Raw genomic sequence first — 13,522 nt, forward strand, 5'->3', positions numbered from 1 at the left:
AACAAATCTAAATCAATAAACGTAAAAAGGACTTGCTTACTATAATGCTATGAATCAAGCGGTAAGTAAGTCCTTCTCGTTCTTCAAATAGTCAAAGACTGTGAAAACCAGGTATTTTATGCAGAGGGGATTATATAGAATGCCTAAAAAACAATATCTTTGATGCGGAAAAACAAAATCTGAGAAAAGTCTGATTCTTTGATAAATAATAACTGTTATATTACTAACTTTAAATTTTACAATCATGAGAAAAATCGGAATCTTATTGTTAGGCGTATGCCTTGTGTTAGGTGCATGCACCACCCGAACCTCCACTGCGCTGCAAACCACAGCAAGAGGAACTCAATGGGAATGGAATAACGGCACGATTGTCGTGAAGTCTCCCGAACGTCCTGCCGGTCAGAAGAGCGTGATAGGACTGACCGCTCCGAAACTGGAAGTAGTCCGTGTAGGATTCGTTGGCTTGGGCATGCGCGGCCCGGGAGCCGTAGAGCGTTTCACATACATTCCCGGCACACAGATAGTAGCGCTTTGCGACTACGAGGCATCACGTGCGGAAAGATGTCAGGAATACTTAAAGAAAGCTTCGATGCCGAAAGCCGCCATCTACTCCGGCGAGAATGGCTACGAAGAGTTGTGCAAGCGTGAAGATATAGACTTGGTGTACATCGCCGCCGACTGGATGCACCACTTCCCGGTGGCTAAATGCGCCCTTGAAAACGGGAAGCACGTTGCCATCGAGGTGCCTTCGGCCATGAATCTGCAAGAATGCTGGGATTTGATAAACCTTAGCGAAACCACCCGTAAACATTGTTTCATTCTGGAGAACTGCTGCTACGACTGGTTCGAAATGAATGCCTTGAACATGGCGCAGAATGGCGTGTTCGGCGAAGTAATCCGTGTACAAGGCGCATATATCCATAACTTGGCCCCCTTCTGGAATCATTATTGGAAGAACGGAGAAAACGACAAACTGGGCTGGCGTCTGGACTACAACATGCGTCACCGCGGCGACGTATATGCCACTCACGGCCTCGGCCCTGTGGCACAAGCGCTCGACATCCATCGCGGCGACCGCATGGCTACATTGGTGGCTATGGATACCAAGTCGTTTGTCGGAGCAGAGCTGGTAAAGGAGCGCACGGATTCTGTTTGCAACAATTTCCGCAACGGCGACCATACCACTACTTTGATTCGCACAGCCAACGGTAAAGTGATTGAGATTCAGCATAACGTAATGACTCCGCAGCCGTATAACCGTCTCTATCAGCTCACCGGTACCAAAGGCTTTGCAAACAAGTATCCTATGGAAGGCTATGCATTGGATGCCGAGCAGCTGACTGCCTCGGGCGTACAGCCTAAGATAGACAACCTGAACTCTCATGGATTCCTGCCTGCTGCCGAAAGGGCGGTTCTGGAGGAGAAATACCAACACCCCATTCTGAAGAAATACGGTGAAATGGCCAAGGAAGTAGGCGGTCACGGCGGCATGGACTTCATCATGGACAGCCGTCTGGTGTATTGCTTGCAGAACGGTTTGCCTCTGGACATGGACGTATATGACCTGGCCGAGTGGTGCTGCCTGGCCGAACTGGGCGAAATATCGATGGACAACGGATGTGCCGCCGTAGAGTTCCCCGACTTCACACGTGGCGAATGGAACGTAGTGAAAGGGTACAGACATGCCTATGCCACTCCTGAAGAAGAGGCTGCCTCTATGGAAAAAGCAAAAGCTTTTACAGCCCAACTGAAAGAGAGAGGTGCCAAAGAGTGGGCAGAAGAGAAATAAGAGAGTGCACTGAAAAACGCTTATGACAGAGGCGCAGACTTCACAGAGACACACGGATTGAATTTAGGATTCCGTGTCTGTGAAGTCTGCGCCTCTGTTTTTTTTCTCGTCAGCCTTTTACCGGAGATGGTTCAATATCCATACCAGGTGTCCGTATTCGGTATCTGCTGATGTCCAATGTTCATTAATCGGAGTAACCAACGCCTCTTTCGGACACTGCAATACATTATATACCGCATAACTCGTAGTAGGCGGACAAACATCGTCGTTATATCCCCAAGTCATACGGACAGGTACTTTAATGAAGCGGGCAAAGTTCACCACATCATAGTAAGCCATTGTCTTCAGTTTATCGGGAGTATCCATCCCTGCCACACGGAAAAAGTGCGGATACCCCCCTGCACGCCCTGCCATATATCCCGCCATATCGCTCAACGCCGGATGATTGGCAACGCATGCCGTGACGCGAAAATCAAGACCCGCAGTGACCAAAGCCAAGGCACCGCCTTGACTGCCACCTTGCAGAATCACATTTTTTCCATCCCATTCGGGCAGTGAGACAAGCAGGTCGATACTGCGGACACATGCCAGATAGACACGCTTCATATAATAATTGTCACGATTGTCAAGACCATTGCTCAGATACCCGTTCTCCTTGCCGTTAAAGGCATTACTGATGTCCATGAAGTCTTCTGCCGCCATTTTCGGATTCAATCCGTGAATTTCTATTTCAAAACGGATACATCCCTGCTCTGCATAATATTTGTGACGCAAAGGCTCTTTAATCGTTTTGACGCCTGCCCCCGGAAGACAAAGCACCGCGGGGCAAGAACCTTTCTTTGCATTCTTCGGATAAAACAGATAACCGTAAACAGCCTGCCCGCGTTCATTCACCTGCAATTTCACCAGATAACAGTCTATTTTATCCGTACAATACTCTGCTGCCAACTCTTTGGTATATTTCAGAGGGACTTTAGATAGTTCAGCCTTGTTTTTGCTCCAAAACTCACTAAAGTCAGCCGGCATTTGGGTGTAAGGCTGTATCTTTTCGGGAGAGAAGCCTACCTTGATATGATGCCGATAGGTCTTACCGTCAACCGTGGCAGTCATACGGCAATCACGAAAACCGGGTTCTCTCATCGTTCCCATCGGTATAACAGCTTTCCCCTTCTTCAGAACAACGGTTCCTCTGACTTCGGAAGGCATCATGTCAGCTCCCAGTTCATAGTTTACCGTAACTCCATCCCGGGGGACACCATATTTATAAAATTGAATCTCGACGGTTGCTTGCTCACCTGTTTGATAAAGCCAGTCGGCATGATTGGGCACAGTTACCCAAAGCACATCGCTTCTGTACGGATAGTTTTCGGCAAAAACAATCGCCGACAACAATACGACACCCAATATGGATAGCAGTTCTCTTTTCATAGCCATAAAGTTTGTTTCAACGTCTCAACTTCAGCAAGGCGTTGCCGTTCTTCACCGGATTCCAGCCGTCCGTCCCGGCCAGGACGGTCTCTGTCTCATAATCTTGAGCGTCTTTCAGCTGGCGGGAGAAGGCGGCACGTCTTTCGGTCGAGGCCCCTACTCCCCTATTCCCGTATTCCGCATAGAAGACCGTCTTTTCGTTCTCCTTGTTCCGCCAGTTGTCCCATCCCGCAGGGGCAATGTGCGCACCCAGGTCGCAACGGACGAAGACAGCCTGTGCGTAGGGGCGCCACGGACGGGAGAGGTACACCTGTTCCACACCGGCATCGGCCGTCAGGCTGCAATCGTGAAAAACGTAGCCGTACCGTTGCCCCCGCTCCGTGGAGGGAGCCGTCACATAGCCCTTACCCTTGCTGTGGATGCGGCAGCGGTCGAACACCGCAACCGACCAGCCGAAGATGAAATCTACCGTACCTTCCACATAGCAATCGAGGAAGTAGAGCCTGAATCCCTTGCCGTAGGTATAGAGTGTATCCTGATAACCAAGGAAGCGGCACCCCTTGAAGAAGACACGGTCTGCACTGACGAAGCACGCCACCGCCTGCCCCACCGGGCCGGAAGAGTTCTCAAAGGTAAGGTTCTCCACATAGCAGTCGTGTGCGTAGATGTAACAGGTAGCGGAGCCGGACGTGCCCATGCCCTCGCCGAAGAGGTTGGCCTTGGCCGCATAGTCGCCGTAAGAGAGGACAGCCCCCTCCTGCCCCATCAGGCAGAGACCGGCCTTGCTCTCGGGTATGACGACCTTCTCCCTATATACTCCTTTCCTTATCAATATAGAGGTGCGTACATCCTTGCGATAGTCCGGGACGGCATCAATGGCCTCCTGCACGGTGAAAAAGTCCCCGCTGCCGTCTTTGGCCACTACCAGGTCGTAGCGGCGGATGTACTTGGCCAGCGCGGGCACCGTCTCGGCAAGGGCGTCGGCGGCAAGGCCCGCAACGATACGCCCTCCGTGCACATTGAGGTGAGTGTTGTCTTCACGTCCCTTCGGCAAAGCAGGTACCGTGCCGGCAGGCACCCACATGAACAGCTCCTTGGACTTTTCCGACCCCAGCTCTTCCACCAATCGGTGCGTAAGCCTGTTCATGTCGATGAACGGTACGTTGAGCGCCCGGGCCACCTCGCGAGGAGAGTCAAGGTAGGCACCGTGGGTGTCTGTCAGCCGCCCGCCCTCCTGCGGATGCGCCAAGGGAGAAGCGTCTCGCTTGGCGTCGGGGTTGGCGTCTTGGCGGAAATCGTCGCGGACAACGGTGCTCTCCACCGCCTGCGCCCCCTCAAAATGACGGCGGACGATGGGGTTGAACAGCACCGGGATGCCTCCCTTTGCCCGCGCATCGGTGACAAAACGCCGGAGGTTGGCGTCGAAAGAGCCGCCGTTGGGGTCGGTATGGCGTTCTGCGTCCGGCTTCTCGTCGTTATGGCCGAACTGGATGAAGACGTAGTCGCCCTTGTTCATCAAGGACAGCACCTTGTCCCACCGGCCCTCGTCAATGAAGCTCTTCGAGCTGCGCCCGTTCACGGCGTGATTGTCCACCCGCACCTCTTCCGAGAAGTATCCGGGCAGCATCTGCCCCCATCCCCGCTCCGGGTTGCCGCCGGACACGTCCTTATCGGCCATTGTCGAATCGCCTATCATGAAGATGGTGACTGCCGGCTTGTCTGCCTTGAAAGCGGAGCACAGAACGAAGAGGCCCCAAAGTAGAATCTGTTTATGTCTCATGGTTGTAGGTATGGAATGATTAATGTTGATTAACGGTCTCTTCCGCTTCCTTGGAGGCGTTCCCACTCCAGCGAGGCCATGATGAACGGCCCCACCGCTTTCGGGTCGTTGCTGCGGATAGCCTCGTGGATGTAATAGTCGTAGTCGCCGGAGCGATATACCTTGCCGCCCAGTCCGGCCACGGCACAGGCGCGCGTGATGGACACGAGGCCCTGCCCGTCCACCTCAATGAAATGTTTCAGGATGCCCTTATAGGCTTTGACGGCCACACTGAGGAAAGAGCGGTCGAGATACCCCATCCGTACCCCCTTGAACAAGGCATAGGCAAACATGGCTGAGCACGAGGACTCGAGATAGTTCCCCTCCGCCCCACTGCGGTCCAGTACCTGGTACCAGAGGCCGGTGCGTGCATCCTGCAAGCGCTCGATCATGCCGGCCAGGCGATTGAAGACAACCAGCATCGAGTCTCGCCCCGTCTCGTGCCGCGGGATGAAGTCGAGCGCATCGACGAAGGCCATGGCATACCACCCCATGGCACGCCCCCAACTGTGGAGCGATTGCCCCGTGCCTCTGTCCGCCCAGCGCTCCCGGCGACTGACGTCGCAGGCATGGCGAAACAGGTCTGTCTCCGGGTCGTACGTATGGCGGGCGGCCATGAGGAACTGACGGATGACATCGGCATAGTCTCTCACCTGATTATGACGGTACGCATACTCGGCGTAGAACGGTGCCCCCATGTAGAGCCCGTCCAGCCACACCTGATGCGGATAAATCTGCTTGTGCCAGAAGCCGCCGTCGCCGTTGCGGGGGTGCCGGTCCAGCTGAGACCGCAGCAACGCGAGAGCTTTGGCGTATTTTTCATCCTTGCTCTGCTCGTAGAGACGGAAAAGCATCTTGCCCGAGTTCAGGCGGTCAAGGCTGAACTCTTCGAGGCGGTACATCTTAATGGTACCGTCATCATTCACCATCGTGTCGGCATAGGCCAGGGCGTAGGTGTAGAAGCGGTCATCTCCGTAGCGGTCGTACACGTCCAGCATGGATTGCAGTTCCAGTCCGTGGCAGTAGTCCCACTTCAAGCCCGGCTGGAAATCGAGCTGCCACGCCTGCGGACAACGAATCATTTCGGACTCGGCCATGCGCACCGACCAAGGCAGTTCACTGCTTACACGCTGCGCAAACATCCATAAAGGAAAAGTCAAAGACAACAATCCGGATACAATAAATTTACAAATGGAGTTCTTTTTCATGCAGTCATTCTTTTTTGGGGTATCAGATCTGTTTTCATTCATGAAACAAAAGTAATGTTTTCCATGTGAACAAGTGTGCACTTTTCAACTCAGAGAGTGTATTATTTGATTTTTCGTGTGCGGAAACGAGCATTTTTGTGCACGATAACGATAAGATTTATCCAAAATCGTCCCAATTACTGATTATTATACCTTTCAAGTTTGATTAATTGAGAAAAGGTCTTATTTTTGACCCCGGTTTTAATCATAACTATTGCAAAAACATCATCTATTACCCTATTAAATCACAAGAGAATGGAACAAGTTTTCAGTTACATCATCGCTCTGGGAGCGTCGGTAATGATGCCGATTATCTTTACGATTATCGGCATGTGTATTGGAATGAAATTCAGCAAGGCACTAAAGTCCGGCCTCTTCGTCGGAGTCGGCTTCGTGGGTCTTGGCGTAATTACAGCCTTGCTGACGAACAACTTCGACAGCCCTCTGAAAGCCATATCCGACCTATACCACTTACAGCTCAACGTATTCGACATGGGATGGCCTGCCGCCGCCGCCGTGGCATACAATACAGCCGTAGGCGCATTAATCATACCGGTATGTTTGGGAGTTAATCTCCTGATGCTTATCACCAAGACTACACGAACGGTCAACATCGACTTATGGAATTACTGGCATTTTGCATTTATCGGAGCTGTGGCCTACTTCGTCACCGGTGAAAATCTGGCATGGGGCTATTTTGCCGCCATCATCTGCTATATCATCACATTGGTCTGCGCAGATCTCACCGCCGAAAGGTTTCAAAAATACTACGATTTAAACGGCATCTCCATTCCCCAGCCTTTCTGCCAAAGTTTTATGCCTTTTGCCATCATCATCAATAAAATACTGGACAAAATACCCGGCTTTTCTAAATTGGATATCGATGCCGAAGGAATGAAAAAGAAGTTCGGCGTAATAGGTGAGCCCCTTGTACTGGGTGTTATCGTCGGTATGCTGATAGGATGGGCCGCACAATCGGATATTAAGAAAATATTCTTTTTAGGGATTACAATGGGAGCCGTAATGGAGCTTATTCCCCGCATCACGTCCTTGTTTATCGAAGGATTGAAACCCATTTCCGAAAAGACTTCCGAATTAGTGAGGTCCAAATTCAATGGTAAGAAAGTGTACATCGGAATGAGCCCCGCCTTGGTCATCGGACACCCCACTACGTTAGTAGTATCAGTGATTCTTATTCCCATCATTCTGATGCTGGCAGTATTCCTGCCGGGCAACCAGTTCCTTCCGTTGGCTTCATTGGCAGGCATGTTCTACCTGTTCCCCATAGTGCTGCCTTTTACCAAAGGCAACGTACTGAAGACATTAATAGTAGGTCTTGTCACACTGATCGTCGGTTTGTATTTCGTAACCGATATGGCTCCGGACTTTACCTTGGCCGCCAACAACGTATATGCCGAAACCCACGACCCGACGGCACACATTCCGGATGGCTTCTCGGGAGGCGCACTCGATTTTGCTTCCTCTTTCTTTGGCTGGACTATATATAAAGGAATAAAACTCTCGTATATAGGCGGTGCGCTATTGACTTTGGCGGCAATTGCACTGATGCTCATCAATCGTCGTGCCATCATCCGCAGTGAAAAAATCGAAAAAGAGACCAGAATGTAATCACAGCATATTTATATTTAAAAGTTCAGATTAAAAATGAAAAGATTAGCAATTGCCCTAATGCTGGGAACCGCCGCATTGACAGCCAATGCCCAAATGAACCACAAGGTACAGACAGCCTGCCATCCGCAGGACGTGAAGCACTATGATACAGAGCGCCTGCGCAATGCTTTCGTCATGGAAAAAGTAATGGTAGCGGACGAAATCAATATAACCTATACGCTCTATGACCGCTTGATTTACGGCGGAGCGATGCCGGTGAACAAAACCCTCAAGCTGGAGGTGTTCCGCGAGCTCGGCCCGGAAATCACTTACTTCCTTGAACGCCGTGAACTGGGAGTAATCAACACCGGCGGCGACGGCGTGGTGACGGTAGACGGCAAAGAGTATCCCATGAAGTACAAAGAAGCACTCTACGTGGGATGCGGCAACCGGGAAGTGACCTTCAAGAGCGATGACGCCGCTCGTCCGGCCAAATTCTACATCAACTCGGCACCGGCCTACAAACCTTACGTCACCCAGCTGATTACAACCGATGCCAAACTCCAGAAAGCCAACCCCAAGAAATACGCATTGGGCATCTCCGACCGCTACGGAAAGATGGAGGACAGCAACGACCGCATCGTAAACCAGCTGATTGTGAAGAATGTGCTGGAAAGAGTAAAAGACGGCGGTACAAACCAGCTGCAAATGGGCCTCACCGAACTGGCTCCCGGCTCGGTATGGAACACGATGCCCGCCCATACGCACACACGCCGCATGGAAGCCTACTACTACTTCAACGTGGCCGAAGGCAATGCCATTTGCCACCTGATGGGCGAGCCGCAAGAAGAACGTCTGGTGTGGCTGCACAACGAACAAGCCATCACTTCTCCCGAATGGTCCATCCATGCGGCGGCAGGAACACGCAACTATACTTTCATCTGGGGTATGGCGGGCGAGAACCTGAAATACAGCGACAAGGATGAAATCAAATATACGGATATGAAATAAGATTCGTACACAGAGAAAAAACAGAGACACAGAGCCTTTCATTTTATGTACAATGGAAAGTTCTGTGTTTCTGTTTTTCTGCATTCCATGTCCGTTTTGTCATTTTCTACAGTTTTTCCACCAATTATTACACCCTGCACAACACGCAAAGCCCTACCTTTGCCGTCAAATAATCCATCTATATCATGAATACACTTTCAAACACACCGGGCAAGATGACCCATTACCGCTGGGTAATCTGTGCCATGCTCTTCTTTGCCACGACGGTGAACTACCTCGACCGTCAGGTGCTTTCACTCACTTGGAAAGATTTCATCGCTCCGGAGTTTCATTGGACAGATGCCCATTATGGCGACATCACCGCCGTATTCTCCATCGTGTATGCCATCGCAAACCTGTTTGCCGGCCGCTTCATCGACTGGATGGGCACCAAGAAGGGCTATCTCTGGGCCATCTTCGTATGGTCGCTGGGTGCCTGCCTGCACGCCGCCTGCGGCTGGGCCACCGAACAAGCGGTGGGCATACACGATGCCGCCGCCATGATTTCGGCCACGGGCGCGGTGGCCTCCACCATTGCCATCACCAGCGTTTATTTCTTCATTGCCGCCCGCATCGTGCTAAGCGTGGGCGAGGCAGGCAACTTTCCGGCAGCTATCAAGGTGACGGCGGAATACTTCCCTAAAAAAGACCGTGCTTTCTCCACCTCCATCTTCAATGCCGGAGCCACGGTAGGCGCACTGATTGCCCCGGTCAGCATCCCGCCGCTGGCGCGCTATTTCCAGCGCATCGGCATCGGCAACGGATGGGAGATGGCGTTCATCGTCATCGGCGCACTGGGCTTCGTGTGGATGGGGCTGTGGATGTTCCTCTATAAAAAGCCGAACGAGAACCCCGCAGTCAACGCCGCCGAACTGGCATACATCGAACAAGACAAGCTGACGGAAGAAGATCAACCGCCCCAAGACGGCAAGCCGACCGGAAACAGCAACGGCGCACCCGCCGACGGGAAGGCTGAGCGAAAACTCTCCTTCGTCCAGTGCCTGAAGCATCGCCAGGCATGGGCGTTTGCCATCGGCAAATTCATGACGGACGGCGTATGGTGGTTCTTCCTCTTCTGGACCCCCGCCTATATCTCGGACGTTTACGGCTTCTCGTCGGACAGCGGAACGGCACAGTTGCTGATATTCGTGCTCTACGCCATCACGATGCTCTCCATCTACGGCGGCAAGCTGCCCACCATCATCATCAACAAGACGGGCCTGAATCCCTACGCCGCCCGCATGCGAGCCATGTTCATATTCGCCTTGTTCCCGTTGCTTGCCTTGTTTGCGCAACCTCTGGGAGCATACTCCTACTGGTATCCCATCATCATCATCGGCATTGCCGGAGCCGCCCACCAATCTTGGTCGGCAAACATCTACTCCGTGGTGGGAGACATGTTTCCGAAGAGTGCGGTGGCCACCATCACCGGACTGGGCGGCATGGCGGGTGGCGTCGGTGCATTTCTCATCAACAAGGGCTCGGGCATGCTCTTCACCTATGCGGATGCAAGCCGGATGACGTTCATGGGCTTCGTGGGGAAGCCCGCCGGCTACTTCATCATCTTCTGCGTTTGCGCCGTAGCCTACCTGATAGGATGGTGCATCATGAAGGCACTGGTGCCGAAATATAAACCGATTGTGGCAGACTGACACTCTGTTTCGTATCAAAGCCGTATCAAGGCCGTATCAAGGCTGTACCAAAGCCGTACCAAGTCCGCATAAAAGTACCTTTATGCGGAGCTGATACGGAGCAGATACGGACTTGATACGAAACAGATACGGAGAATCTGCGGAAGAAAACGGCTTTCGGAATGAAAAGAGAACGCCTTGCAGACTTAGGTTGCAAGGCGTTCTCTTTTACGTTGGGCTATCTGGACTCGAACCAGAAATGACAGGACCAGAATCTGTAGTGTTACCATTACACCATAGCCCAATAACAAGTTAGTTTCTGTTTTGCGGTTGCAAAGATACAAAAAAAACGAGAATGCAAAGCTTTATCGAATATTTTTTTCATAAAAGCAGATAAGACCACGTGCAAAGATTCGCTCAACTAAAAAAAGCAAAAAATTAAACTCTTTTCCTCTTTTGCGTGTTTGGTATAAGAAATCAATGTATATTTGCCAACTGTTTTAATCTAATTATAATAATGTATAATGAACGAAACCAAAAGACTTATTCAACAGATAACAGAAGGAATTCAAGATAAAAAAGGAAAGAAAATCGTCGTTGCAGACCTCACAAAAATAGACGATACCATATGCAACTATTTCGTCATCTGCCAAGGGAGCTCACCCAGCCAAGTGACGGCCATCGTAGAATCCGTCAAGGACTTCACACGCAAGGGCGCTGACACCAGACCTTTCGCCATAGACGGACTGCGCAATGCCGAGTGGGTGGCAATGGACTATTCGGACATACTGGTACATGTATTCCTGCCGGACGCAAGAGAATTCTACAATCTGGAACACCTTTGGGCAGACGCCAAATTAACCCAAATATTTGACATAGATTAATCAAAACGTATGGATAATAATAGCAATAAAAAGCCCAACAAAGTGAATATGCCCAAGTTCAACCTGAATTGGTTGTATATGATAATAGCAGTGATGCTGGTGGGGTTGTACCTCACCAACGAAAGCGGCACAGCCTCCAAAAACATCTCCTACGACGAGTTTCAGCAGTACGTGCGCAACGGCTATATCAGCAAAGTAATCGGCTATGACGACAACTCCGTAGAGGCATACATCAAACCCCAACACGTAGGAAACGTCTTCCGCCAAGACTCCAACCGGGTAGGCAAAAACCCGCTCATCACAACCGAAGCGCCTTCGCGTGAAAGTCTGGGAGACTTTTTGCAGAAAGAAAGAGATGAATCGCACTTCGACGGTTCCATCAATTACGAAAAGAAAAGAAATTATTTCGGCGCCATTCTATGGCAGATTCTTCCTTTTGCCTTCCTCATCGGTTTCTGGATTTACCTCTCGCGCCGGATGAGCGGCGGAGGCGGAGGCATGGGCGGCGGTGGAGGCATCTTCAGCGTAGGTAAGTCAAAAGCCCAGCTTTTCGAGAAAGGCTCTACCATAAAGATAACCTTCAAGGATGTGGCGGGACTGGCCGAGGCCAAGCAGGAAGTAGAAGAAATCGTAGAGTTCTTGAAAGAACCGCAGAAATATACCGACTTGGGGGGTAAGATACCCAAAGGCGCTTTGCTCGTAGGCCCTCCGGGAACCGGCAAGACATTGCTGGCAAAGGCCGTGGCAGGAGAAGCGAACGTGCCGTTCTTCTCGCTGGCCGGCTCCGATTTTGTCGAGATGTTCGTAGGCGTAGGCGCATCCAGAGTGCGCGACTTGTTCCGCCAAGCAAAGGAGAAAGCCCCCTGCATCGTGTTCATCGACGAGATTGATGCCGTGGGACGCGCCCGCGCCAAGGCTGCCGCCATGGGCGGCAACGATGAGCGCGAGAACACGCTGAACCAATTGCTGACCGAGATGGACGGTTTCGGGTCCAACAGCGGCGTCATCATTCTGGCGGCCACCAACCGTGTGGATGTTCTGGACAAAGCCTTGCTTCGCGCCGGACGTTTCGACAGACAGATACATGTGGATCTTCCCGATTTGAATGAGCGCAAAGAGGTGTTCGGCGTGCACCTGCGCCCCATCAAGATAGACGATACGGTGGACATCGATTTACTGGCCCGCCAGACGCCCGGTTTTTCCGGAGCCGACATTGCCAATGTCTGCAACGAAGCCGCCTTGATAGCCGCCCGGCACGGCAAGAGATTTGTAGGCAAGCAAGACTTTCTGGATGCCGTAGACCGTATTGTAGGCGGTCTGGAAAAGAAAACCAAGATTACGACAGAAGCCGAACGCCGTTCCATAGCCATACACGAAGCCGGCCATGCCAGCATATCTTGGCTGCTGGAACACGCCAACCCGTTGATTAAAGTGACCATCGTGCCTCGCGGACGCGCTTTGGGAGCTGCATGGTATCTGCCGGAAGAGCGACAAATCACCACCAAGGAACAGATGCTGGACGAGATGTGCGCCACCTTGGGAGGACGCGCCGCAGAAGACGTCTTCTTGGGAAGAATATCCACAGGGGCCATGAACGACTTGGAACGCGTGACGAAACAGGCATACGGCATGGTTGCCTATCTGGGCATGAGCGAGAAGATTCCCAACCTCTGCTATTATAACAATGAGGAATATTCTTTCAACCGCCCGTACAGCGAAAAAACGGCCGAGTTGATTGACGAAGAGGTGAAACGGATGATAAACGAGCAATACGAACGTGCCAAAAAGATTTTGTCCGAACATAAAGAAGGGCACAACCGATTGGCGCAATTGCTGATTGACAAGGAGGTTATCTTTGCCGAAGACGTCGAACATATCTTCGGCAAACGCCCGTGGGCCTCCCGCTCTGAAGAGATTATCAATGCCAAAGTTTCTGCCGAACAGAAAAAGAGTGAGGAGAAGGAAGCACAAAAAGCGGCAGAAGCAGAAAAAGAAGTCAAGGAAAAAGAAAACGCAACCGATAATGCCCCATCGGCAGAACCGGTATCTGAGAACTAAAAAAA

At 51.5% G+C, this 13,522-nt stretch carries 9 protein-coding genes and 1 tRNA gene; 6 read left to right on the forward strand and 4 right to left on the reverse strand.

Features of this window, described 5'->3' with window-relative positions; translation table 11 throughout:
* Positions 1–244 precede the first annotated feature (244 nt).
* Positions 245–1,789 (forward strand): Gfo/Idh/MocA family protein, encoded by a 1,545-nt coding sequence (locus C4H11_RS03865; RefSeq protein WP_106040534.1) that lies wholly within the window; start codon positions 245–247, stop codon positions 1,787–1,789.
* Positions 1,790–1,906: 117 nt separating this feature from the next.
* Here C4H11_RS03865 and C4H11_RS03870 read toward each other — a convergent pair whose 3' ends face one another.
* From C4H11_RS03870 to C4H11_RS03880, 3 genes are read right to left on the reverse strand one after another with little or no spacing between them, the layout of a single operon-like run.
* Positions 1,907–3,217 (reverse strand): acetylxylan esterase, encoded by a 1,311-nt coding sequence (locus C4H11_RS03870; protein WP_106043102.1) that lies wholly within the window; start codon positions 3,215–3,217, stop codon positions 1,907–1,909.
* A gap of 16 nt (positions 3,218–3,233) precedes the next feature.
* Positions 3,234–4,997 (reverse strand): pectinesterase family protein, encoded by a 1,764-nt coding sequence (locus C4H11_RS03875; RefSeq protein WP_106040535.1) that lies wholly within the window; start codon positions 4,995–4,997, stop codon positions 3,234–3,236.
* A 29-nt stretch (positions 4,998–5,026) separates the two neighbouring features.
* Complete coding sequence (locus tag C4H11_RS03880) at positions 5,027–6,244, reverse strand: glycoside hydrolase family 88/105 protein (protein ID WP_106040536.1); 1,218 nt, start codon at positions 6,242–6,244, stop codon at positions 5,027–5,029.
* A 294-nt stretch (positions 6,245–6,538) separates the two neighbouring features.
* Here C4H11_RS03880 and C4H11_RS03885 point away from each other — a divergent pair, with 294 nt between their 5' ends.
* From C4H11_RS03885 to C4H11_RS03895, 3 genes are all read left to right on the forward strand, one after another.
* Entirely contained in the window at positions 6,539–7,912 is a 1,374-nt protein-coding gene (locus C4H11_RS03885) for a PTS galactitol transporter subunit IIC (protein WP_106040537.1), read from the forward strand.
* A gap of 36 nt (positions 7,913–7,948) precedes the next feature.
* The gene (gene kduI / locus C4H11_RS03890; RefSeq protein WP_106040538.1) at positions 7,949–8,905 is read left to right on the forward strand and encodes a 5-dehydro-4-deoxy-D-glucuronate isomerase; all 957 of its coding nucleotides are present in this window, start codon (positions 7,949–7,951) and stop codon (positions 8,903–8,905) included.
* 185 nt (positions 8,906–9,090) lie between these two features.
* Positions 9,091–10,596: an MFS transporter gene (locus C4H11_RS03895; RefSeq protein WP_106040539.1), complete on the forward strand. Its 1,506-nt coding sequence runs from the start codon at positions 9,091–9,093 to the stop codon at positions 10,594–10,596.
* 212 nt (positions 10,597–10,808) lie between these two features.
* Here the strand turns inward: C4H11_RS03895 and C4H11_RS03900 are convergent.
* Positions 10,809–10,879, reverse strand: a tRNA-Gln gene (locus C4H11_RS03900).
* 220 nt (positions 10,880–11,099) lie between these two features.
* Between C4H11_RS03900 and rsfS the strand changes: the two genes are divergently transcribed.
* Positions 11,100–11,459, forward strand: coding sequence for a ribosome silencing factor (gene rsfS, locus C4H11_RS03905; RefSeq protein ID WP_106040540.1), 360 nt, complete (start codon positions 11,100–11,102; stop codon positions 11,457–11,459).
* A 9-nt stretch (positions 11,460–11,468) separates the two neighbouring features.
* Complete coding sequence (gene ftsH / locus C4H11_RS03910; RefSeq protein ID WP_106040541.1) at positions 11,469–13,517, forward strand: ATP-dependent zinc metalloprotease FtsH; 2,049 nt, start codon at positions 11,469–11,471, stop codon at positions 13,515–13,517.
* Positions 13,518–13,522 lie beyond the last annotated feature (5 nt).

This window comes from Bacteroides zoogleoformans (assembly GCF_002998435.1).
In the GTDB taxonomy this organism is placed as follows: domain Bacteria; phylum Bacteroidota; class Bacteroidia; order Bacteroidales; family Bacteroidaceae; genus Bacteroides; species Bacteroides zoogleoformans.

Excerpts from the sequence above, each read along its gene's own strand:
- C4H11_RS03865 (WP_106040534.1), top strand. The coding sequence starts at position 245 with ATGAGAAAAATCGGAATCTTATTGTTAGGCGTATGCCTTGTGTTAGGT.
- C4H11_RS03870 (WP_106043102.1), bottom strand. The coding sequence starts at position 3,217 with ATGAAAAGAGAACTGCTATCCATATTGGGTGTCGTATTGTTGTCGGCG.
- C4H11_RS03875 (WP_106040535.1), bottom strand. The coding sequence starts at position 4,997 with ATGAGACATAAACAGATTCTACTTTGGGGCCTCTTCGTTCTGTGCTCC.
- C4H11_RS03880 (WP_106040536.1), bottom strand. The coding sequence starts at position 6,244 with ATGAAAAAGAACTCCATTTGTAAATTTATTGTATCCGGATTGTTGTCT.
- C4H11_RS03885 (WP_106040537.1), top strand. The coding sequence starts at position 6,539 with ATGGAACAAGTTTTCAGTTACATCATCGCTCTGGGAGCGTCGGTAATG.
- kduI (WP_106040538.1), top strand. The coding sequence starts at position 7,949 with ATGAAAAGATTAGCAATTGCCCTAATGCTGGGAACCGCCGCATTGACA.
- C4H11_RS03895 (WP_106040539.1), top strand. The coding sequence starts at position 9,091 with ATGAATACACTTTCAAACACACCGGGCAAGATGACCCATTACCGCTGG.
- rsfS (WP_106040540.1), top strand. The coding sequence starts at position 11,100 with ATGAACGAAACCAAAAGACTTATTCAACAGATAACAGAAGGAATTCAA.
- ftsH (WP_106040541.1), top strand. The coding sequence starts at position 11,469 with ATGGATAATAATAGCAATAAAAAGCCCAACAAAGTGAATATGCCCAAG.